The sequence below is a fragment of the Cryobacterium sp. TMT3-29-2 genome, from assembly GCF_004564305.1.
GTDB lineage: Bacteria > Actinomycetota > Actinomycetes > Actinomycetales > Microbacteriaceae > Cryobacterium > Cryobacterium sinapicolor.
Genome location: NZ_SOGK01000138.1, coordinates 1 through 22,189, shown reverse-complemented (window position 1 = coordinate 22,189; position 22,189 = coordinate 1). Strand labels below are relative to the sequence as shown.

General features: G+C 70.4%; 18 protein-coding genes. 14 read left to right on the top strand and 4 right to left on the bottom strand.

Going from position 1 to position 22,189, the window contains the following annotated elements; translation table 11 throughout:
- Nucleotides 1-12 precede the first annotated feature (12 nt).
- Nucleotides 13-1,020: a thiamine-phosphate kinase gene (gene thiL, locus E3O67_RS16140; protein WP_241979186.1), complete on the top strand. Its 1,008-nt coding sequence runs from the start codon at nucleotides 13-15 to the stop codon at nucleotides 1,018-1,020.
- Between the two features lie 7 nt (nucleotides 1,021-1,027).
- Here thiL and rsmD read toward each other — a convergent pair whose 3' ends face one another.
- A complete protein-coding gene (rsmD, locus tag E3O67_RS16135; RefSeq protein WP_134428822.1) occupies nucleotides 1,028-1,606 on the bottom strand; it encodes a 16S rRNA (guanine(966)-N(2))-methyltransferase RsmD in 579 nt (192 codons plus the stop codon).
- Nucleotides 1,607-1,715: 109 nt separating this feature from the next.
- On the opposite strand from rsmD, the gene E3O67_RS16130 reads away from it, so the two are divergent.
- From E3O67_RS16130 to E3O67_RS16090, 9 genes are all read left to right on the top strand, one after another.
- On the top strand, nucleotides 1,716-3,911 hold the full coding sequence (locus tag E3O67_RS16130; protein ID WP_134428823.1) for an ATP-dependent DNA helicase RecG: 2,196 nt from the start codon (nucleotides 1,716-1,718) through the stop codon (nucleotides 3,909-3,911).
- A gap of 56 nt (nucleotides 3,912-3,967) precedes the next feature.
- Nucleotides 3,968-4,456 carry a pantetheine-phosphate adenylyltransferase gene (gene coaD / locus E3O67_RS16125; RefSeq protein ID WP_134428826.1) on the top strand — a complete coding sequence of 163 codons (489 nt, stop codon included), beginning with the start codon at nucleotides 3,968-3,970 and terminating at the stop codon, nucleotides 4,454-4,456.
- 32 nt (nucleotides 4,457-4,488) lie between these two features.
- On the top strand, nucleotides 4,489-5,514 hold the full coding sequence (locus E3O67_RS16120; RefSeq protein WP_134428876.1) for a MoxR family ATPase: 1,026 nt from the start codon (nucleotides 4,489-4,491) through the stop codon (nucleotides 5,512-5,514).
- A 4-nt stretch (nucleotides 5,515-5,518) separates the two neighbouring features.
- The gene (locus E3O67_RS16115; protein WP_134428828.1) at nucleotides 5,519-7,024 is read left to right on the top strand and encodes a DUF58 domain-containing protein; all 1,506 of its coding nucleotides are present in this window, start codon (nucleotides 5,519-5,521) and stop codon (nucleotides 7,022-7,024) included.
- Nucleotides 7,011-9,467, top strand: coding sequence for a DUF3488 and transglutaminase-like domain-containing protein (locus E3O67_RS16110; protein ID WP_134428830.1), 2,457 nt, complete (start codon nucleotides 7,011-7,013; stop codon nucleotides 9,465-9,467). Before E3O67_RS16115 ends, E3O67_RS16110 begins: the two co-directional genes overlap by 14 nt.
- Nucleotides 9,468-9,478: 11 nt before the next feature.
- Nucleotides 9,479-10,051 carry a DUF177 domain-containing protein gene (locus E3O67_RS16105; protein ID WP_134428832.1) on the top strand — a complete coding sequence of 191 codons (573 nt, stop codon included), beginning with the start codon at nucleotides 9,479-9,481 and terminating at the stop codon, nucleotides 10,049-10,051.
- A 2-nt stretch (nucleotides 10,052-10,053) separates the two neighbouring features.
- Nucleotides 10,054-10,257 (top strand): 50S ribosomal protein L32, encoded by a 204-nt coding sequence (rpmF, locus tag E3O67_RS16100; protein WP_066596228.1) that lies wholly within the window; start codon nucleotides 10,054-10,056, stop codon nucleotides 10,255-10,257.
- 105 nt (nucleotides 10,258-10,362) lie between these two features.
- A complete protein-coding gene (gene rnc / locus E3O67_RS16095; protein ID WP_134428834.1) occupies nucleotides 10,363-11,049 on the top strand; it encodes a ribonuclease III in 687 nt (228 codons plus the stop codon).
- Between the two features lie 81 nt (nucleotides 11,050-11,130).
- Nucleotides 11,131-12,090, top strand: a complete 960-nt coding sequence (locus tag E3O67_RS16090; RefSeq protein WP_134428836.1) for an Fpg/Nei family DNA glycosylase — start codon at nucleotides 11,131-11,133, stop codon at nucleotides 12,088-12,090.
- 647 nt (nucleotides 12,091-12,737) lie between these two features.
- Here the strand turns inward: E3O67_RS16090 and E3O67_RS16085 are convergent.
- Complete coding sequence (locus E3O67_RS16085; protein WP_135103167.1) at nucleotides 12,738-13,820, bottom strand: GNAT family N-acetyltransferase; 1,083 nt, start codon at nucleotides 13,818-13,820, stop codon at nucleotides 12,738-12,740.
- Nucleotides 13,821-14,222: 402 nt separating this feature from the next.
- Here E3O67_RS16085 and smc point away from each other — a divergent pair, with 402 nt between their 5' ends.
- Nucleotides 14,223-17,807, top strand: a complete 3,585-nt coding sequence (gene smc, locus E3O67_RS16080) for a chromosome segregation protein SMC (protein ID WP_135103166.1) — start codon at nucleotides 14,223-14,225, stop codon at nucleotides 17,805-17,807.
- A gap of 34 nt (nucleotides 17,808-17,841) precedes the next feature.
- On the opposite strand, the gene E3O67_RS16075 is transcribed toward smc, so the two are convergent.
- Nucleotides 17,842-18,222 (bottom strand): four-helix bundle copper-binding protein, encoded by a 381-nt coding sequence (locus E3O67_RS16075; protein WP_134428841.1) that lies wholly within the window; start codon nucleotides 18,220-18,222, stop codon nucleotides 17,842-17,844.
- Between the two features lie 395 nt (nucleotides 18,223-18,617).
- Between E3O67_RS16075 and ftsY the strand changes: the two genes are divergently transcribed.
- Nucleotides 18,618-19,493 carry a signal recognition particle-docking protein FtsY gene (ftsY, locus tag E3O67_RS16070; protein WP_135103165.1) on the top strand — a complete coding sequence of 292 codons (876 nt, stop codon included), beginning with the start codon at nucleotides 18,618-18,620 and terminating at the stop codon, nucleotides 19,491-19,493.
- Nucleotides 19,494-19,500: 7 nt separating this feature from the next.
- On the top strand, nucleotides 19,501-20,004 hold the full coding sequence (locus tag E3O67_RS16065) for a DUF2004 domain-containing protein (protein WP_134428845.1): 504 nt from the start codon (nucleotides 19,501-19,503) through the stop codon (nucleotides 20,002-20,004).
- A gap of 115 nt (nucleotides 20,005-20,119) precedes the next feature.
- Here the strand turns inward: E3O67_RS16065 and E3O67_RS16060 are convergent, their stop codons facing one another.
- A complete protein-coding gene (locus tag E3O67_RS16060) occupies nucleotides 20,120-20,431 on the bottom strand; it encodes a putative quinol monooxygenase (RefSeq protein ID WP_134428847.1) in 312 nt (103 codons plus the stop codon).
- A 76-nt stretch (nucleotides 20,432-20,507) separates the two neighbouring features.
- Between E3O67_RS16060 and ffh the strand changes: the two genes are divergently transcribed.
- A complete protein-coding gene (ffh, locus tag E3O67_RS16055) occupies nucleotides 20,508-22,082 on the top strand; it encodes a signal recognition particle protein (protein WP_134428849.1) in 1,575 nt (524 codons plus the stop codon).
- Nucleotides 22,083-22,189 lie beyond the last annotated feature (107 nt).

The window sequence follows — 22,189 nt, the reverse complement described above, 5'->3', positions numbered from 1 at the left end:
ACCGTTTGAAGCATGACGAATGCTGCGGGCGCGATGCTCCCCACGAGTGAAACGCTGGCCGACCTGAGTGAAGGGCAGGTTCTCGCCCGGATCTTCCCGCGGCTGCCGGGCTCCGCCGCCCAGCTCCTCGGCCCCGGCGACGACGCCGCCGTGATGCGGGCTCCGGACGGGCGCTACGTGGTCACCACGGACATGATGATCCAGGGCCCGGACTTCCGGCTCGCCTGGTCCAGCCCGCATGACCTTGGCTGGAAGGCCGCCGCGACGAACCTGTCCGACGTCGCCGCCATGGGCGCCCGGCCCACCGCGCTGGTGGTGGCGATCGCGGCCCCGCCGTCGACGCCGATCTCCGTGATCGAGGGCATCGCCGACGGGCTCCGCGACTGCTGCGAGGCGCTGGCCCCGGGCTGCGGCGTCGTCGGCGGCGACCTGTCCGCCTCCGACGCCCTCACGCTCGCCGTGACCGCGTTCGGCGACCTCGAAGGGCGCGAGCCCGTGCTGCGCTCCGGGGCGCGGCCAGGTGACGTTGTGGCCCTGGCCGGGCGCCTCGGCGAGGCCGCGCAGGGCCTGGATCTGCTCTTCCGGTTCGCCGTGGACGAAAACGGTGTTCCGGATGCCGCGCTGGCGGACTCGCTGCGGGCGCAGCATCCCGAGGCGGTCGCCGCGCAGCTCGCCCCCGTGCCGCCCATCGACCGGGGCCCGGCCGCGGCGGGAGCCGGCGCGACGGCGATGCTCGACGTGTCCGACGGACTCGCCATCGACGCCGGACGCCTGGCCCGGGCCAGCGGCGTGGGAATCGATTTCGCCCGGTCCGCCCTCGGCGAGAATGTCGAGCGCTCCCTCGGCGGCGGGGAGGACCACGGCCTGTTGGCCACGTTCCCGCCGGACGCCGCACTGCCCGGCGGCTTCCGCGTCCTCGGCGTGGTCACGGATGCGGCCGGTTCGATCCTGGTGGACGGCCGCCCCCACGACCAGGCCGGCTGGGACCCCTACCGCGGCTGGGACGGAGCCGTCGCCTGAACTCGGATCAGGCGTCGGGCAGCACGGGGGAGGCGTACCAGACCGTGGTGTCGCCGTAGTCCTTGCGCCGGTCGGACTCGAGGCCGACACCCCAGTCCGGTTCGGGGGAGCGCGAACTGCGCTCCACGATGATGAGGGCGTCCGGGTCGAGCAGCGGTGTCAGGGCGGTCAGGTTGTGGCCCAGTTCGCTTTCGGCAAGGTCGTAGGGCGGGTCGATGAAGACCAGGTCGAACCCCTCGCCGGTGGCCGCGAGGAACGACTGCACGGCTTGGCTGCTCACCTTGATCTTCGGGGCACCCTGCTTCGGGGCCGCCCGCAGCACGGCCTCCGTGTTCTTGCGGCACATCTGCGCGGCGCCGAAGTTGTTCTCGACCAGGGTCACGATGCGCGCCCCCCGGCTGGCGGCCTCCAGGCCGAGCCCGCCCGATCCGGCGTACAGGTCGAGCACGCGGGCGCCACGGATGATGTCGCGCGCGTCGAGAGCGGAGAAGATCGCCTCCCGCACCCGGTCGCTGGTGGGGCGGGTACCGGTCTTGGGCACCGCCAGGGGCAGGGAACCGGCAAACCCGGCGACGATTCGCGTCATAACCCGTCGAGTTTATCGCCCGCCGTTCATCGCCCGCCGCCGGCCCAGGGCGCGGCGCACCCGGGCCGACCCGGCGGCGCAGGTCGCACGTGCCGCCTACGATCGAAGCATGACCGATTCGGAGGCTGTGGAGACTCTCGCCCCGGTGACCCTCGACAGCAAGCTGGCCACCGTGGTCGGCGGCAAGACGGCCGTCGCCCTGGGAAAGGCCTTCGGCGTCCTTACCGTCGGCGATCTGCTCAGCCACTACCCGCGCCGCTACGCCCGTCGCGGCGAGCTGTCGTCGATCAGCCTGCTGCCGCTCGACGAGAACGTGACCATCGTGGCGGAGATCCGCTCGGTCGACGAGCGCCCGATGAAGGCCCGCAAGGGATCGATCGTCGAGGTGAAGATCTCCGACGGCCGTGGCATCCTCAGCCTCACCTGGTTCAACCAAGCCTGGCGGGCCAAGCAGCTTCAGCCCGGCATGCGTGGCATGTTCGCGGGCAAGGTCACCGACTACCGGGGCCACCTGCAGCTCACCCACCCCACGTACAAGCTTTTCGGCCCGGGCGCCGACGACGAGCCCGAGATGCCCACGGATGCCGCGGCCGCCAAACTCTGGATCGAGCAGCCGGTCGCGATCTACCCGGCCACCAACACCGTGGCCAGCTGGCAGGTCGCGCAGACCATCGCGATTCTGCTCGACAGTGTGGGCCCAGTGCCCGACCCGATCCCGCCGGAGTTGCGCGGCGAGCGCGGGCTGCTGCCGCAGGGTCGCGCCTTCGAACTCATTCACCGCCCGGAAACCGATTCGGACTGGCGGCGGGCCAGAGACACGCTGCGGTTCACCGAGGCCTTCGTGCTGCAGAGCGCCCTGGTGCAGCAGCGGCTCACCGCCCGGCAGCAGCAGTCGACCCCGCGTCTGCCGACCCCCGGCGGGCTGCTCGAACGCTTCGACGCCGGCTTGCCTTTCACCCTCACCGCGGACCAGCAGGGTGTGGCCGCCGAGATCTCGACCGACATCGCGCAGACCCATCCGATGAACCGGCTCGTGCAGGGTGAGGTGGGCTCCGGCAAGACTGTCGTGGCCCTGCGGGCCATGCTCGCCGTCGCCGACACGGGCGGCCAATCGGCCTTGCTCGCCCCCACCGAGGTCCTGGCCGGACAGCACCTGCGTTCGATCGCGCGTTCGCTCGGCCCCGAACTGGCGAGCAGCCTGATGCCCACCCTGCTCACCGGGCAACTGCCGGTGGCGGAGCGTCGCAAGGCGCTGCTGCGGGTGGTGTCCGGGCAGGCGAAGATCGTGATCGGCACGCACGCGCTGCTCGGCGACAAGGTCACGTTCTTCGACCTCGGCCTGGTCGTCGTCGACGAGCAGCACAGGTTCGGCGTCGACCAGCGCGAGGCCCTGCGGCAGAAGGGGGCCGTGCCGCCGCATGTGCTGGTGCTCACCGCCACCCCGATCCCGCGCACCGTGGCCATGACCGTGTTCGGCGACCTCGACGTGAGCACGATCGCGGAGCTGCCCGAAGGGCGGCAGGGCATCGAGACGTTCGTCGTGCCCTTGTTCGAGAAGCCCGGCTGGGTCACCCGGGTGTGGACCCGGTTGGCCGAAGAGCTCGCGCTGGGCCGCCAAGGCTTCGTGGTGTGCCCGGCCATCGCCCCGAAACAGCTCGAGGAGGGGGCGGAGGTCGATCCCGAGGCGGCCGCGCCGGCATCCGTCGAAACGGTCCTCGCCGATCTGCGCCGCAACCCGGCCCTGGCCTCCGCCCGCATCGAACCGCTGCACGGGCGCATGACCAGCGAGGAGAAAGACCAGGCCATGAGAGCCTTCGCGGCCGGGAAGATCGACGTGCTCGTGGCGACGACCGTGATCGAGGTCGGCGTCGACGTGCCCAACGCCTCCGCCATGGTGGTGCTCGACGCCGACCGGTTCGGCGTCTCGCAGTTGCACCAGCTGCGCGGACGGGTGGGTCGAGGCGGCGTTCCGGGGCTCTGCCTCCTGGTCACCAGCGCGGAGGCCGAGACCATCGCTCGCGAGCGGGTCGAGGCCGTCGCGGCCACCCTCGACGGGTTCGAACTGGCCCAGGTCGACCTGGAGCTGCGCCGGGAGGGCGATGTGCTCGGCAGCAGCCAGTCCGGGGGGCGCTCCTCGCTGCGCCTGCTGCGGGTGGCGACCGACGGCGACCTGATCGGGGAGGCCCGGGGCCACGCGCAGCGTCTGAGCGAGCACGACCCGCACCTCGACACCGTCCCGGCGCTGCGGGAGGCGGTGCTGCGGCGCCTCGACGATGCGGAGCGGGCCTCGCTCACCAAGTCCTGACTCGGGATCAACCCACGCTCAGGCACCGTTCACGCACTGGGGCTAGGGTGATCGCTATGCGCAGGATCGCCGTCGTCCCCGGTTCATTCGACCCCGTCACGCGGGGTCACCTCGATGTGATTGGGAGGGCGGCCGGTCTCTTCGACGAACTGCATGTGCTCGTCGTGCACAACCCCGGCAAGACGGCTCTGCTTCCGATCAGCCAGCGGGTCTTCCTGCTGCAGCGGTCCATCCTGGACGCCGGGCTGCCGGGCAACATCGTGGTGGCGTCCTGGAGCATGGGACTGCTCGTCGACTACTGCCTGGAAGTCGGCGCCAGCGTGCTGATCAAGGGCATCCGCTCGCAGGTAGACGTGGCCTACGAGACCCCGATGGCCATCGTGAACCGCAACCTCGCCGCGGTGGAGACGATCTTCCTGCTGCCGGACCCGGCCAACGCCCACGTGTCCAGTTCCCTGGTGCGCCAGGTGGCCGCGCTCGGCGGCGACATCACCCCCTACGTCCCGCCGGCCGTGGCGGCGTTCCTTCAGAAGGCTCCCGTGTGAATGCGTCGCGCGTGCGCTCGGTCTCCGTTCCGATGCTGGCTGGGCAGGCGGGCGGCCCTGCCGAAGCCCTGGACGACGAGGTCCTGATGGATCTTCCGGCGGTCGAGGCGGCGGCGCGCGCCATCATCCGTAACGTGGAAACCGTGATCGACGGCAAGCACGCGGCCGTCTTCACCGCCCTCACGGTGCTGCTGGCCCAGGGGCACCTCCTGATCGAGGACGTACCCGGCGTCGGAAAGACCATGCTGGCCAAGGCGCTGGCCAAGTCCGTGCACTGCTCGGTCAGCCGCATCCAGTTCACCCCGGACCTGCTGCCCTCCGACGTGACGGGGGTGTCGGTGTTCAACCAGGTGGACCGGCGATTCGAGTTCAAGCCGGGCGCCATCTTCGCGAACATCGTGATCGGCGACGAGATCAACCGGGCGAGCCCGAAGACCCAGTCCGCGCTGCTGGAATGCATGGAGGAGCGCCAGGTCACCGTCGACGGCGCCACCTATCTGCTGCCGCTGCCCTTCACTGTCGTGGCCACCCAGAACCCGATCGAGATGGAGGGCACCTACGCGCTGCCCGAGGCCCAGCGGGACCGGTTCATGGCGCGCATCTCGATGGGATACCCCGACACCGAGTCCGAGCTGATGATGCTGGATGCCCGTGACACGAAGAGCCCTCTGGCCGGCATCGAGGCGGTCGTCTCCGGCGCCCAGCTGCGTGGCATGATCACCATGGCGCGCTCGGTGTTCGCCTCCGCCGCGGTCAAGGAGTACACGGTCAGCCTGGTTCGGGCCACCCGGGACGACCGCGACCTGCGACTCGGCGCCAGCCCCCGCGCCACACTGCAGCTGATCCGGGCGGCCAAGGCCCGGGCGGCGCTGCACGGCCGGGCCTATGTGCTGCCCGATGACATCGATTCCCTAGCCGTCGCCGTGCTCGGGCACAGGCTCGTGGCGAGCAGCCGGGTGCTCGGCCACCATCAGGACAGCGGCCCGGTGGTCGACGACATCGTTCGCCGGATCGTGGCTGCCACTCCTGTTCCCGTCGGCGCCTCCGGGCATCCCTGACGCCATGCCTTCGAAGCAGCGGCGCGCCCGGTTTCCCCGGCTCACCTTCCGCGGCGGGATGTTCCTCGCGGCAGGCGCCGGCCTGCTGGTGCTCGCCGTGCTGACCGACCAGCGCGACCTCCTGTTCGTCGCCGGTTTGCTTCTGGGGCTCCCCGTCGCCGCCCTCGGGTACGTCTCCTTCCGTCCGGTGCGCCTGCGCGTCACCCGGATACTGCGCCCGCCGGTCGTGCCGGCCGGCGGCGAGATGGTTGTGAGGCTCGGTCTGCGGAACCTCTCCTCCCGGCCCGTGGCCGGCCTGCACCTGCGGGACACCGTGCGCCTGCGGGACGCCGCCGACCTCGGACCGACCGTGCTGACCGGAACGCCGCTGCCGGCCCTCGAACGCTACGAGGGCGGCCCGGACACCGGCGCCGACAGCGTGCGGTTCGAGTACCGGTTCAGTCCGCCCCGGCGCGGGCTCTACGCGTCGGGCCCGGTGCTGATCGGGCGTTCGGACCCCTTCGGCCTGGCCTCGGGGGAGTGGGCCGTGGGGGAGCCGAACGATCTGGTGGCGACGCCCCGGGTGACCGCACTGGCCGGTGGCGGCCTCACCGGCGCGCTGAACGACGGCGACGTGCCGGAGCGACTCCGCCGGCTGCAGCACAACGCGGACCCGCTGATCGCGCGCGAGTACCGGCCGGGGGACCCGTTGCGGCGGGTGAACTGGCCGGCCACCGCGCGCCGGGGCGAGATCATGGTTCGGCAGGAGGAGGAGCAGAGCAACCCCGGCGCCCGCCTCGTGCTCGACACCGCGCTGCGCGGGCGCCACGGGCGCCCCAGCGGTGCCGCGGGCCATTCGGGCGCCGCGAGTGTGGGTGCCGGCGCCGCTGGCGGGATCGGTCGCCTCCGCCTCGAGCAGGCCTTCGAAGTGGCCGTCGAGGTCGCGGCATCCGTGGGCGTTCACCTGCTGGCGGCCGGCTATCGGCTCGACCTGATCGTTCTCGGCCCGAGCCGACCGAACACCACCCCGGCGAGACCCGGAGGTGGCGGACTGCGCGGCGAACCGCCCGCCGTCTTCCTGCCGCCGGGCGGCGTCGCGGTGCTGCTCGAGGGGTTGGCCGGGCTCGTGCCGACCGACCTGCCCGAGCCGGGGGAGTCGGCGGAGAACACAGTAGACCAGGCGTACACGGCCGTCGGCGCCCGCGTGGCCGGACCCGCGGCATCCGTCGTGCCGGGTTCGCCCGAGCCCGGCACCGCCGCTCAACGCCGCACGCTCCTGGCGCCCGGCGGGCTGCTGCCGACCTTCGCGGTGCTCGTCGCGGTCGACGACCGGGACCTGACCGAGCTCGCCGAACTCGTGTCCCAGACTCGGCCGGCCGTGGCGTTTCTGACTGACACGGTCGATACGGATGCCGTGCGCCGGCTGGGCGAGGCCGGTTGGCGCTGCATCCCCGTGCGCCAGGCCCGGGACATCCCCCGCGCCTGGGAGGACTTCATCGGTGAGAGGAGGCCCGAGCATGACGCCGTCTGAGCCGGCCACCCCTGACGTGCCCACGCCTGACGTGGCCTCCCCGGACCGGGCCTCTCGCCCGGCCCGGCGCGGCCCGTCCACCCGGGCGGCCCGACTCCAGCGGGCCGAGTGGCCCCTCACGTTCGCACTCCTGCTGTTGCTGGTCGTGGCCATCGGCGGCCTCGGGCCGCTGCTCGAGGGCACGGGCTGGTGGTGGCTGATGACCCTCGCGGCCGCCGGGGTGCTGCTCGGGTGCGCCGGCCTCCGCCGCGCCGGGCTGCCCGTGTTCCTCGGGCCCCTTGCCGGCTTCGGGGTGCTCGTGGCCTTCCTGACGCTCCTCTTCGGCGCGGGAAGCGGCTGGCTCTGGGTGATCCCGAATGGGGAGACGATCGACCGCTTCCGTGACCTGGCGCTCTCCGGGGCGGTCTCCATCGAGCAGCAGTCGACGCCGGCCGAGGCGACCGCCGGCATCCTGTTCCTGCTCTGCATCGGCGCCGGCGTGATCGCGATCCTGCTCGACACGCTCGCGATCATTCTGCGGGTGCCCGCGCTCGCCGGACTGCCCGTGCTGGTTCCGCTGCTCGTGCCGGGGCTCGCTCTCGGCGGCGAGGCGAACCTGCAGGCCCTCGTGCTCACGGCCGCCGCCTACCTCCTGCTGCTCCATGTCGAGATCCGGATGCGCCGGGCCGACATCCTGTCCGGCCTGCCGGGCGCGGCGCCGCCCGGCACCGTCGCTCCCGCCCGGCGCCGCGTGCCCGGCGCCCTCGGGGGAGCGGTCGTCGTGGGCAGCGTCGCGATCGTGGCCGCGATCGTCGTCAGCGTCGCTACGCCCGTTCTGCCCGGGGGTGGTCTCACCGGTGGGGGCCCCGGCAGCAGCCTGCTGTTCTCCAACGGCGTCAGCCCCATGATCAACCTCGGCCAGGACCTGCGCCGCCCTGACGCCGAACCGGTGTTGCACTACCGCACCACGGCGACCCGGCCGCCCTATCTTCGGCTTCTCACGCTGGCCGAATTCTCCGGCCGCAACTGGACCGCCGGCGAGGAGCCCGGCAGCCGCGCGAGCGCCGTCGACGACATCGGTCTTCCGCCGGCGCTCTCCGCCGACATCGAGACGCGGGAGACGATCACGAACATCGGCATCGACGACCTGGCGGCCCGGTGGTTGCCCGCCCCTGCGCCGGCCCGTTCGGTGACCGGACTGCTCGGCACCTGGTCCTGGAACGAGTCGACCGGGTCCATCACGAGCGCCGGCGACACGACCCGCGGCCAGGAATACACCGTCACCGCACTCACACTCGAGCCGACCGCCGAGCAGCTTCGGCAGGCCGAGGTCGAGTATCCGGCGGAGGTTCGGCGCAGCCTGCGATTGCCGGCCGAGACTCCGGCCTTGATCGGTGACACCGCTCGCGAGGTCACCGCCGGCACCGCGACCGCCTACGACGCCGCGCTCGCCCTGCAAAAATACCTGCGCGGCAGTGCGTTCTCCTATGACATCGAGGCTCCCGTCGGTGACGGCTACGACGGCGGTGCCATCGATGTCGTCAGCACCTTCCTCGAGGTCAAGAGCGGGTACTGCGTGCACTTCTCCTCGGCGATGGCGGCGATGGCCCGCTCGATCGGCATCCCGTCCCGGATCGCGATCGGTTATCAGCCCGGGACGCTGTCCGCGTCGAGTTCCATTGCCGGGATCGGCCGCTACAGCGTGGACACCCACGACCTGCATGCGTGGACGGAACTCTACTTCGCGGGCGTCGGCTGGGTGCCCTTCGAGCCCACGCCCGGCCGCGGCGCCGTTCCCGCGTATACGCGGGACGATGCCGCCGCCGTGCCGCTCGGCGAGTCCGGCCAGACCGCCCCCACGAATTCGCTGCGCCCCGAGAATCTCCTCGACCAGAACACCGCCGATGCCCAGGCCGACGCGGCCTCGCCCGCCGACACCCAAGCCGGCTTCCTCCGCCTCGGCCTACTCCTCGTCGGGACTCTCGCGCTGCTCCTCCTGCCGGCCGTATTCCGGGTGACGCGGCGGACGCTGCGGCGGCGGGACATCCGGTCGGGCCGGACCGGTGCCGTGGGGGCGTGGCGGGAGGTCACGGACACGGCCATAGACCACGGCCTCTTCGTGCGGGAGACCGAGACACCGCGGGAGCTCGCCGCCCGGCTGCGGGCGTTGATCGGATCCGAGCGTGGCACGGTGAGCGGCGAGGAGGGTTCCGGTGCGGGCGGGGGAACCGTGGCCGAGGCCCTCGACCGGCTCCTCGTCAGGGCGGAGCGCAGCCGCTACGGTCGCCCGGGCGGCGACGCGCAGAACTCTCAGGCGGCGCTCCTCCTGGCCGACCTCGACCTGGTGCTCCGCGGCATCCATTCGGGGTCGGGCCGGCGCGTGCGGATGCGGGCGACGCTGCTGCCGGCGTCTCTGTGGCGGTCCGGCGAGCGACGAATCGGACGCCCAGCCGCGAACGCGTAGAATCTTCCCTCGTGAGTAAGTTCAAGAAGACCCCGTACAAGGTTGATGTGCGCGACCTGATCAACCGCCCGGGCACCATGCACGAGCGCCACCTCGAAATCGTCGTGCCGGAAGACCTCGGCGAGAGCCTCGTCGCCGTGAAGGCCGGCTCCACCGTGATCGCGAACCTGCGCCTGGAAACCCTGCACGAGGGCATCCTGGTGTCGGCCCAGGTGTCCGGAATCGCCGCCGGAGAGTGCGGTCGATGCCTCATCGACGTCGAATTGCCGGTCCAAGTCGAGTTTCACGAGCTTTTCGCGTACTCTCTAGACGAAGCTTATGAAAGTGAAGTTCAGGATGACCATGTGGATCTTGAACCTCTGATCAGGGATGCGGTGGTGTTGTCACTGCCGTTCCAGCCGGTTTGCCGGCCGGATTGCCCAGGTCTCGACCCCGAGACCGGTGAACGGCTTGCCGAGGCCCCTGAGTTCGTACCCGAAGAAAAGCGCGATCCCCGGTGGGCCGCGCTCATGAAATTCCAAGCTTCCGAAAGCAGCGGCACGGATGAAGACATCCAGGCTGAAACGGATAGAGAAGAGAAGTAGTCATGGCAGTCCCGAAGCGCAAGCAATCACGCTCCAACACCCGTTCACGTCGTTCCTGCTGGAAGGCCGAGGCCCCCACCCTGGTCAAGACCATGGAAAACGGCAAAGTCGTCTACAGCCTGCCGCACCGCGCCAAGGTCGTCACCGACGCCGCCGGCACGGCGCTGTTCATGGAATACAAGGGCCGCAAGGTCGCCGACGTCTAATCCCGTCATGCTCGAACGTCTGATGCCGCGCCGACGGATGCCGGGAGTCCCGATTCAGGGTCCCGCCCCGCACCGTCGCGGCATCAGTGCGCTCCGGGGACGCTCGTGAGCGGGGCGCCCGAGGTCTCCTCCCTGCTGGCGACCCTCGGCGTGCAGGTCGACCCGGCCCTGCTGGAACTTGCTCTCACCCACCGCTCCTACGCGTACGAGCACGGGGGCATGCCCACGAACGAGCGCCTCGAATTCCTCGGCGACTCGATTCTCGGGCAGGCGGTGACGGTCATGCTCTTCCGGGAGTACCCGCAACTCGACGAGGGTGACCTCGCTAAGCGCCGGGCCAGTCTGGTGTCGAGTGTCGCCCTCTCGGGCATCGCGCGCGGCATCGGGCTGGGCGCGTACGTGCGCCTCGGCCGCGGCGAAATCCTCACCGGCGGTCGGGACAAGTCGTCGATCCTCGCCGACACCGTCGAGGCGCTCATCGGTGCGGTCTACCTCGACTCCGGCGGTGAGACCGCGACCGCGCTCGTGCTGCGCCTGATCGAGCCGCTTCTCCGCGATCCTGGGCACTTCGGAGTCTCCATGGACCCCAAGACGAGCCTGCAGGAAGCCGCGGCGCGACTCGGCACCGGGGTTCCGGTGTACTCCATCGCCGAGAGCGGCCCCGACCACTCCAAGGTCTTCATCGCCACCGTCACGGTGGGACTCGTCATCGCGGTCGGCGAGGGCACCAGCAAGAAGCACGCCGAAATGGCCGCCGCACTCGACGCCTGGACGCGGCTCACCTCTCCCTGAGTCGCCGCAGCGCGGCCTCCGATTCTGGCGAGGGCTGCTCTGTCGCGTGAGTCGCCGAGGCCCGGCCCCTGAAAGGCTCGAATGCCCGAACTGCCCGAGGTGGAGGTCGTTCGCGCCGGACTCGCACCGGCCGTGACCGGAGCCGTGATCGCCGGCGTCGAGGTCTTCGAGGAACGTTCGCTGCGCCGCCATGATCGCGCTCGCGGGCCGTTCGCCGAACTGCTGACGGGCCGAGGCATCCACGCAGCCGTGCGCCGGGGCAAGTTCCTTTGGCTGCCGCTGGACTCCGGACAGGCCCTGGTCGCGCACCTCGGGATGAGCGGGCAGGTGCTGCTGCGCAGCCCCGGCTCCGAGCCGGACCGGCAGCTGCGCATCCGTCTGGCGCTCGAGCATCCGGAACACGGGGAGCTGTGGGTCAACTTCGTCGACCAGCGCATCTTCGGCAGTATGGCCGTCGACTCGATGCAGCCCACCCCCGACGGCCTGGCGGCTGGGTACTCCGGCCGTTTCGGTGGCGCGGTCGGTGGGTCCGGTGGATCCGGTGCTGTCGGGATGTCCAGCGCTGATTGCGCCTGGTCGGCGTTGATCCCGTCGCAGGTGGCGCACATCGCCCGGGACCCGCTCGATCCGGGCTTCTCGGCTCCGCTGTTCCTGGCGGCGCTGGCCCGCAAGAAGACCGGCATCAAGCGGGCGCTGCTCGATCAGACCCTGATCAGCGGGATCGGCAACATCTACGCCGACGAGGCCCTCTTCGCTGCCCGCCTGCACTACGAGCAGCCGGCCGACTCCCTGTCCCCCGCGAAGGCGCGGGCGCTGCTGGCCGCGGTGCGCAGCATCCTGAACCGGGCGCTGGCCGAGGGCGGCACCAGCTTCGACGCGCAATACGTGAACGTCAACGGGCAGTCCGGGTATTTCTCGCACAGCCTGTCCGCCTACGGCCGGCAGGGATCGCCCTGCCCGCGCTGCGGCACGCTGCTCGTGCGCCGCCAGTTCATGAACCGCAGCTCACACCTCTGCCCGCGCTGCCAGCGGCTCCGCTGACTCCCGCCACGACTGCCGCCCGCCGGCCCCGCCGCCGCTGCCGTGCTTGCTGCCGCTGCTGCCGCTGCTGCTGTTGTTGCTTCGGCCGTCGGGCTGAACGAATTCGACGGAGATTTTGCTTGGAACCGGGCTAACAGCATCCGTTTTGGCTCGTTTTAGGCAGAATCTCCGTCGAATTCGTTAGGGGCTCGCCGGCCTGTGGCGGGACCGGTGCCCCTACCACCAAAGGATCATTTGGCTGTCAGGTCAGGTCAGGTCAGGTCAGGTCAGGTCAGGTCAGGCCGGGACGGGATACTGCTCTGCCATCCGCACCACCTGATGCTCCACAATCAGAATGTGGACGATCATCCGCACCGGGACGCAGTATTGGATGCGGCCACCGGTCCAGGTCGACCCGGAACAGACGCTGATCCCACTGCCGAGCAAGAGGAACTGAAACTGGAAGTTCGGTCTGTGGTCTCGACGGTCTCGTCGGGCTCGACCACCGGGACGGGTGACCCACGCGAACCCAGCCGGCGTGCGGCATCCGTGTGCACGCAAATCTGGAAATAGGTCGTCCCAGGCTGGGGTGAACGGCGTACGGCCAAAATCTCCGCAGTGAGTGACGAGATGACGGTGGCCCGGTTCACAGGGCAGGCGGGCGCGGGTCAGTGGGCGTCGCGGCGCCAGGCTCCCTCGTAGCCCATCGGCGCGAAGCCGATGGCCTCGTTGACGGTGAGCATGTGCCGGTTCTCCTCGGCGTTGAAGGTCGTCACCGACGGATGCCCCGGGCGCTCCGCCGCGAGCAGCTCCAGGTTCGCCATCTTCAGCAGCATGCCGAGGCGGCGGCCGCGATGCTCCCTCAGCACGAGGGTGTCGTCCTGGCTGACCGCGCGGCGGGACTCCGCCGGCACCTCAAGCTCGGTGAACCCCACGAGGTGGCCGCTCGGGCCATGCAGCACCGCCGAGGTCAGGGAGGTACGCGGGCCGGCCGCGGCCTTACGCTCCTCCTGGAGGATGCGCTCGGGCGTCCAGAGCTGCTCGGGCTCGGCGAGGCCGGCGCTCGGGGCATCCGTGCTCATGCGCGTGTAGAGCAGGGCCAGATCGGGCAGCCATTCCGGCGGTGTGCGGTCGACCCACTGCAGCACGGAATAGTCGGGACCGGCGTGGGCGGCGGCCGCCTCGCGGAGCCGGCGGCGCTCAACGGGGTCGACGGGCAGGGCCAGCCGGCTGGCGCGCACGACCTGTTCCAGGTGGTAGCCGCGGCCCCGCAGAAACCGCACCTCGGGGTTGCCGAGCGGAACCGAGCCGAAGCCGGTGGGGGAGGGCAGGCGCTCACCCGGTGCATCCGGTGACGGGGTGTAGACGATCTGCACGCGGCGGCACTCGGCGCGCGCGATCGCCTCGAACCGATCGACGAGGGCGGAGCCGATGCCGCGCCGGCGGTAGGCCGGGAGCACCTGTACGGCCAGCCAGGCGTGGTCGGCGGAATCCTCCGGCAGTGTTTCGTAGTCGCCGCACCCGACGATGCGGCCGGCATCGCGGGCCACGAACAGGCGTCGGCGCTCCCAGCCCTGGTTGAGCCAGCCGGGCAGGGTCTCCTCGGCGGTCAGCGCCAGATCGGAGGTGCCGTATGCCTCGGACTCGACCTCGGTGCGCACCTGGTTCGCGGCCGCGAAGTCGGGCCAGCCGGCTGCCCCCGGGGCGGCGGGGATGACGAGCTCGTCGATGTCGAAGCGGAGAATAGCCATGATCGGCCAGAGTAGCTCCGCCCCGCCGCCTGGGACCAGCCCCCCGCCGTCGCCGTGCCGAGTCCGTGCCGTCGCCGAGCCGAGCCCGTGCCGAGTCCGTGCGGAGCCCCCGCCGAGTCCCGCCTGAACGCATTCGACGGAGTTTTTGCCAAAATCGGAAACAATGGCTCTGTTTCAGGGCGGATTCGGCAGAATCTCCGTCGAATTTGTCAGGGCCCGCGCCTACCGGGCGGTGTCGGTGGTGTCCGGTACCGTTGTCGGAGGCGGCGCGTCGGGCGGCCGCGGCTCGGATGGGCAAAGGCAAGCAAGGCAAGCAAGGCAAGCAAGGCAGGCAACCGCAAGCAACCGCAAGCAACCGCAAGCAACGGCAAGCAACGGCAGGCAACGAAGGGGGGCGAAACCGTGTATCTGAAAAGCCTCACCCTGAGGGGCTTCAAGTCCTTCGCCCACCCCACCACGTTCGCCTTCGAACCCGGCGTCACCTGCGTGGTCGGCCCCAACGGTTCGGGCAAGTCCAACGTCGTCGACGCCCTCGCCTGGGTGATGGGTGAGCAGGGCGCGAAAACCCTCCGCGGCGGCAAGATGGAAGACGTGATCTTCGCCGGCACGTCCACCAAGGGCCCGCTCGGCCGGGCGGCTGTGACGCTGACCATCGACAACACGGATGGCGCGCTGCCGATCGACTACACCGAGGTCACCATCTCCCGCACCCTCTTCCGCAACGGTGCGAGTGAGTATGCGATCAACGGGCGCACCTGCCGACTGCTCGACGTGCAGGAACTGCTCAGCGACTCCGGACTCGGCCGGGAGATGCACGTGATCGTGGGGCAGGGGCAGCTCGACGCCGTGCTGCGCGCCAGCCCCGAGGAGCGGCGCGGGTTCATCGAGGAGGCCGCCGGCATTCTCAAGCACCGCCGACGCAAGGAGAAAACCCTCCGCAAGCTCGACGGCATGCAGGCCAACCTCACCCGCCTCAGCGATCTGGCGGGGGAGATCCGCCGGCAGCTCAAACCTCTCGGGCGCCAGGCGGACATCGCCCGGGAGGCGCAGATCATCGCCGCCGTCGCCCGCGACGCCCGGGCCCGGCTGCTCGCCGACGACGTGGTCACGCTGCGCACCGCCCTCGACGCGCACGGTCGCACCGAGAGCGAGCGGCACGCCGAACGCCTGGTGTTGACCGAGCAGCTCGAGACCCGGCGGCGGCGCCTGCACGGGCTCGAACAGGAGCAGGTCGGCGATGCCGTCGACCTGGCCCGACGCACCAGCTTCGGCCTCGAATCCGTGCAGGAACGGCTGCGCGGCCTCTACACCCTCGCCAACCAGCGGCTGGCACTGCTCGGATCGCAGGCCGATTCCGTCGACGCGGGCCCCGGCGTGACCACGGCCATGCTGACGGATGCCGCGGCCGAGATCGACACCCTGCGGAGCCGCATCGACATGGCCGACTCCGCCTGGGCTGCCGCACGCGCGGCCACCGAGGAGGCCCGCGGCCGCCTCGACATCCTCGACGAACAGATTGCCGCCCAGGCCGTTCTGGTCGCCCAGCACGACCTGCACCTTTCGCAGCTGACCGGTCAGGCCGAGACCGCCGCGGGCAGGCTGGCCTCCGTGCGGGGCGAGGTGCTCCGGCAGCAGAACGCCCTCGACGCCGCGCGTAGCCGGGTCGACACGGCGGCGGAACACCTCGCGGGGCTCGCCGCGGCCGCCGCGGCCCTCGAGGCGGCCGTCGTGGACGCCGGCGAGAGTCCCCCCGACCAGGCCGCCGCCGAGGCCCGAGCCGCCGTCGCCGAGTCGCAGGGCGAGGTCGAACGCCTGCGCGACGAACTGCACCTTGGGGAACGGGAAAGGGACGCCCTCGCTGCTCGCGCGGGGGCCCTGTCCCTCGCCCTGGACCAGAAGGACGGCTCGGCGGCCCTGCTCGCCTCGGCGCCCGCGGGCATCCGGGGTCTCGTGGCCGAGCATGTGCGCGTGCGTCCCGGCTACGAGACCGCCATCGCGGCCGCCCTCGGCTCCCTCGCCGACGCCGTGCTCGCCGACACCCGGAATGCGGCCGTCGACGCCATCGTGCGCGCCCGTACCGACGATCTCGGGCGGGTCGAGCTGATCGTGGCGGGCGCGACCGTCGAAGACGGCAGGGTCGAGATCACACCCGCCGACGCGCTGCCCGACCTTGCAGCCTCGCCCGGGCTGCTCTGGGCGGACGCGGTGATCGACGCGCCCCCCGGGGTGCTCGGCCTGCTCCGGCGCACGGTGATCGCCGACGACCTCGACGCCGCCCGCGCAGCCGTGGACCGATTCGGGCCCGCGGACCCCGCTGCCGTGCCGCTCACCGTCATCACCCGGGCCGGCGACGTGCTCAGCGACACCGTGTTGCGCGGCGGCTCCGGTGCCCGCCGGAGCCGGCTCGAACTCGTCGCGGACCGTGACGCGGCCGCCCACTCCCTCGCCGCGGTGCACTCCCGGCTCGAGCAGGTCGTCGCCGACCTCGCCGAGGCCCGCACGCTCTTGTCCGCCCAGCAGGACGCGTCCCGGGAAGCTGCCGCCCGGGCGCGGGAATTCGAGTCCCGCACGTCCGTGCAGGCCGAGAAGGCCAGTCGGGCCACCGTGCGGCTCGAGGCGGCCACCGCCGAACTGAACCGGCTCTCCGCCGCACTGCTGCTCGCGGCTGAGACGGTCGCCGACGCGGAGACTGCGAGCGAGACGTCCCGCGCCGCGCGCGACGAGCAGCGAGCCCGGCCGCGCCCGGTGCTAGACACCGGATCCCGGGACGCGCTCTACGCCGCTCTCGAGGCCGCGCGTGAAGCCGAGGTCGAGGCCCGGCTGCAGGCCGAAACCGCCCGCGAACGCGTGCGAGCCGGTCAGGTCCGGGCCGACGCTCTCGCGAAACAGCAGAGCGCCGAACGGGCGGCGGCCGAGGCGGCAGCCCGGCGTGCGGTCATCCGTCGACGTCAGGTGGATGCCGCCAGCCGGGTGGCCGAGGCGCTCCCTCTGGTGCTCACCTCGGTCGACGCCTCCGTCAGCGAGGCCCGGATTCGCCTGGCCGCTGCCGAGGCGGAGCGCAGCAGCCAGAACGAAGAACTCGCCGCGCTGCGCCGTGAAGACGGTGCCCTGCGCGCGCGGTTGCAGGCCGTCACCGAGACCGTTCACGGCCTGGAACTGGCCATCTACGAGAAGAAGCTGCACTTGTCCGGGCTGCTCGAACGCGCCGTCAGCGACCTCGGCCTGACCGAGGACGTGCTCGTGGCCGAGTACGGTCCCGACCAGCCGATCCCGAGGTCGGTTCCGGGCCCCGACTCGCACGCCGAACCCGACCGCTTCGACCGGGACGACCAGAAGCGCCGCCTCGCCGTCGCCGAACGCCGCTACGCCCAGCTCGGCCGGGTGAACCCCCTGGCCCTCGAGGAGTTCGCGGCGCTCGAGCAGCGGCACCGGTTCCTGACCGAGCAGCTCACCGACCTCACCAACACGCGCCGCGACCTGCTCACCATCATCGAGGAGATCGACGAGAAGATGGGCGTCATCTTCGGCAGCGCCTTCGACGACACCCAGGCGGCATTCGCCGAGGTGTTCCCGGTGCTGTTCCCGGGCGGGAGCGGCAGCATCCGTCTCACCGATCCCGACAACCTGCTCATGACCGGCATCGAGGTTTCCGTCAAGCCGGCCGGCAAGAAGATCGAGCGGCTCTCGCTGCTGTCCGGCGGGGAGCGCTCGCTCGCCGCCGTGGCCCTGCTGATCGCCATCTTCAAGGCCCGCCCGAGCCCGTTCTACATCATGGACGAGGTGGAGGCCGCCCTCGACGACGCCAACCTCGGCCGGCTGCTGACCATCTTCGAGGACCTGCGCACCACCAGCCAGCTCATCGTCATCACCCACCAGAAACGCACGATGGAGATCGCGGATGCCCTGTACGGCGTTTCGATGCGCCTCGACGGGGTCTCGGCCGTGGTCGGCCAACGCATCGCCAAGGACGACGAGCAGGCGTCCTGAAAAGTCGACGCTGATCGCCGGTGATCGCGGCTGACTAGCGCAGCACGGCCAGGAGCCGCGCGCACGCCTCCTCGACTCGGCGGCAGGCCATGCTGCAGGTGTGCCAGCCCGGATGCAGCTCGGCCATGTACTCGCAGGCCGCGAGGGACGCCCGGGCGGCTTCGCGGCAGGTCTCCAGCAGGGCTATGGTCGTCGGGCCGTCCTTGCGGACGTGCCAGGACAAGAGCCGGATCGTCGACGAGCACACCTCGATGCAGTCCAGGTCGGCGAGGAAACAGCGGGTGACGTCACCGTTGCCGTCGATGCGGAGGCAGGCGTCCGCGCAGTCCTCGCTCACCGCAACCAGGGCGTCGCACGCGGCGACGCACCGGTTGATCCCGGTGCGAGCACTGTCGGGTCCTGTGCTGGCTGCCATGCCGACACAGTAGTCCTGGACCTGGTGACTGTCGGGGGGTGGCGTGTTCCGGCTCGGCTACCGATACCCGAATCGGAACGCAGACCCCCGGCGCTCAAGGCGTCGGGCGCGACCGGTTCGGCCCACCCGAACCGAGCAGGCTGCGGACCAGAACAACCACCTGCGCGACGATGCCGATGGCCGCACCACGACCGGGCGCCCGCTTTCGGCGCGCACGGCATCCGACAAGTGTGCGCGAGGTCTGAGCCGTCACCCCACCATCCTGCCGGGTCGGACTGCTCGTGTGACGGTATGAGCCACGGTATCGCGCGGCGTGCGCGCCGGCTGCGCCGCTCCGCGCGTGGCACGCCACCGGCGCAGCGGCGCAGTCACCTCACGAGCCATAGGCTGTAGTCATGGCAGAACGCACCCCTTGGTCTCTCTCCGGCGCACTGCGCGGCATGTTCGCGAAGAAGCTCATCGACGCCGAGACGTGGGAAGACCTCGAAGACGCGCTCATCCAGGCCGACTTCGGTCCCAGCATCACCGAGGCGATCGTGGCCGACCTGCGGGCCAAGGTCGCCAGGTACAACACGACCGACCCGGCCGACCTGCAACGGATGCTGCGCGAAGGCCTCGAGGAGCGGCTCTCCAAGCTCGATTCCACCCTCAATCTCAGCGCCCGGCCCGCCGTCGTGCTCGTCGTCGGCGTCAACGGTGTCGGCAAGACCACCACGATCGGCAAATTCGCGAAGTTCCTACGGACCTACAACCGCAGTGTGCTGATCGGGGCGGCCGACACGTTCCGCGCGGCCGCTGTGGAACAGCTGGCTACCTGGGCCGAACGTGCCGGCGCCGACATCGTGCGGCCGCAGGCCCACGGCCAGGACCCGGCATCCGTCGCTTTCCAGACCGTCGAGCGGGCCATGAAGGACGGCACCGAGATCGTCATCATCGATACCGCCGGGCGGCTGCAGACCAAGGGCGGTCTGATGGACGAGCTCACCAAGATCCGCAAGGTGATCGAGAAGCAGACCCCGATCGCCGAGGTACTCCTCGTTCTCGACGCGACGACCGGCCAGAACGGTCTCGCCCAGGCCGAAGCCTTCATCCAGCACGCCGGCGTGACCGGGCTTGTGCTCACCAAGCTGGACGGATCCGCGAAGGGCGGCTTCGTGCTGGCCGTGCAGGAGAAGACCGGCATCCCCATCAAGCTCGTGGGCCAGGGCGAGGGCATCAACGACCTCACCGGCTTCACGCCGCACGTTTTCGCACAAAAACTCGTCGGATAGGACAGCCATGACCATCGAACACGATTTCTTCGGAATCCTCGGCAGCGACGACGCTGGCGAGGTCTATTGGTCGGATTCGGCCGAACTGGGCGACCAGGACGTGCAGATCGACCTGAGCTCACCCGACGAGGAGTCCGTCTCGGCGGAAGCGCTCGACATCGCCGCGGCCATGGTCAACGACATCGAGGAACTCGACTCCCAGGCCCGAGAATCACTCGTGGCCGACCTCAGCAAAGAGGGCTCGGTGACCGGCGCCTACATCACGACCGAACTCGACGAGATGGATCCCGAGGTTCTCGACGACGCCTTGATCTGGGACTCCGGCGACAAGCAGATCGATTTCCTGCGCTCCATCCAGCTGCAGCGGATCGGATTCCACCCGCACCACTTCCGCAGCGAGGAGCACTTCGCGGTGCTCGAGTACTCGATCAGCCCCGATGACACCGATGCCCTGCTCGTGGTCACGATCGACGTGCACGGCGACCCCGTGCTGATTGCCGTCGAGCAGTAGCAGTAGCAGTAGCAGTAGCAGTAGCAGTAGCAGTAGCAGTAGCAGTAGCAGTAGCAGTAGCAGTAGCAGTAGCAGTAGCAGGCGCCGGGCCGGGCCGGGCGGGCGGCGGCGCTCGCTACTGGATGGTGCCCTTGGCCGGGTCGCCGAACGGTACGTTCTGCAGCACCTTGACGTCGGTGGGGACGGCCAGAGCGTCATCGGTGAGCGCACCGAGCTCGGCGATGCCCGCGCCGGTCGCGTGCACCGCGAGGTCGGCGGCGCTGGCCCAGCGTTCGACCATGACCACGAGGTCTCCGTCGGTGTGGGCGGCATACAGTTCACAGCCGGGTTCCGCGTGCACCGTGGGGGAGACCACGGCGAACGCGTCGAGGAGCTCCTGGCTGCGACCGGGCTTCGGGGTGAGAACGGCGACGACGACAACGGACATGGTGACTCCTGACTTCGGATGCGGTTTGCGCACCCGAACAACCGTAGGCTCCGCAACCGGTTAAACTGAACGCATCATGGCTACTTTTGGAAACCTCTCAGATCGCCTGGCCGAGACGTTCAAGAATCTCCGCACCAAGGGCAAGCTCAGCGCGGCGGATGTCGACGGCACCGTTCGCGAGATTCGGCGCGCGCTGCTCGACGCCGACGTCGCCCTCGAGGTGGTCAAGGACTTCACCGGCAAGGTGCGCGAGCGCGCACTCGGCGACGAGGTCAGCAAAGCGCTGAACCCGGCGCAGCAGGTCGTCAAGATCGTCAACGAGGAGCTCGTCGAGATCCTCGGCGGCCAGCAGCGCCGACTCGAATTCGCCAAGAAGCCGCCGACCATCATCATGCTCGCCGGCCTCCAGGGGGCCGGAAAGACCACCCTCGCCGGCAAGCTCGCGAAGTGGCTCGCGAAAGACGGCCACACGCCGATCCTGGTCGCGGCCGACTTGCAGCGCCCGAACGCGGTCACCCAGCTCGAGGTCGTCGGCGCCCAGGCGGGTGTGCCCGTCTACGCGCCCGAACCCGGCAACGGCGTCGGCAACCCGGTCAAGGTCGCCCGTGACGGCGTCACGTACGCCCAACAGAAGATGCACGACGTGGTCATCGTCGACACCGCCGGACGCCTCGGCGTCGACGCGGAGATGATGAAGCAGGCCGCGGACATCCGTAAGGCCATCGACCCCGACGAAGTGCTGTTCGTGATCGACGCCATGATCGGCCAGGACGCCGTGGCCACCGCTAAGGCGTTCCAGGACGGCGTCGACTTCACCGGCGTGGTGCTCTCCAAGCTCGACGGTGACGCGCGAGGCGGTGCGGCCCTGTCCGTGGCCTCGATCACCGGCCGTCCCATCATGTTCGCGTCCACCGGTGAGAGCCTCGACGACTTCGAGCCGTTCCACCCCGACCGCATGGCCAGCCGCATCCTCGACCTCGGTGACATCCTCACCCTGATCGAGCAGGCGCAGGGTGCCTTCGACGAAGACGAAGCGCGCAAGATGGCGGAGAAGTTCTCCACCGACAGCTTCACGCTCGACGACTTCCTCGGGCAGATGCAGCAGCTGCGTAACATGGGCTCGATCAAGAAGATGATGAGCATGCTCCCGGGCGCCGGCGCCATGAAGCAGCAGCTCGAGAACTTCGACGAGCGCGAGATCGTGCGCACCGAGGCCATCATCCAGTCGATGACCAAGGCTGAGCGCACCACCCCGAAACTGTTGAACGGATCCCGTCGGCTGCGCATCGCCCGCGGCGCCGGATCGACTGTGACCGAGGTGAACCAGCTCGTGTCCCGGTTCGAGCAGGCCGCCAAGATGATGAAAACGGTCGCCAAGGGCGGCATGCCCAACATCCCCGGCATGGGCCCGGTCCCCGGCGGAATGGGCGGGGGCGGCCGCGGCAAGCCGCAGCCCAAGAAGAAGGGCTCGAAGTCGGGCAACCCGGCCAAGCGCGCGGCGGAAAACCTGGCGCTCGCGTCCGGTGAGAAGCCTGCCGGTGCGGGCCCCGCTGCGGGCGGCGGCACGGGCTTCGGCCTCGGCGGCGCCAAGAAGGCCGGCGGTCCCACCGAAGACGAGATGGCCGCCCTGCAGAAGATGCTCGGCCGCTAACACTGCGCGGCCGGCCATGCTGCTCGGCCGGCCGGCTCGGCCGGCCATGCTGCTTGGCCGGTCATGCTGCGCGGCAGGCCGGCCGGCCTGCGCGGCCTGCGCGGCCT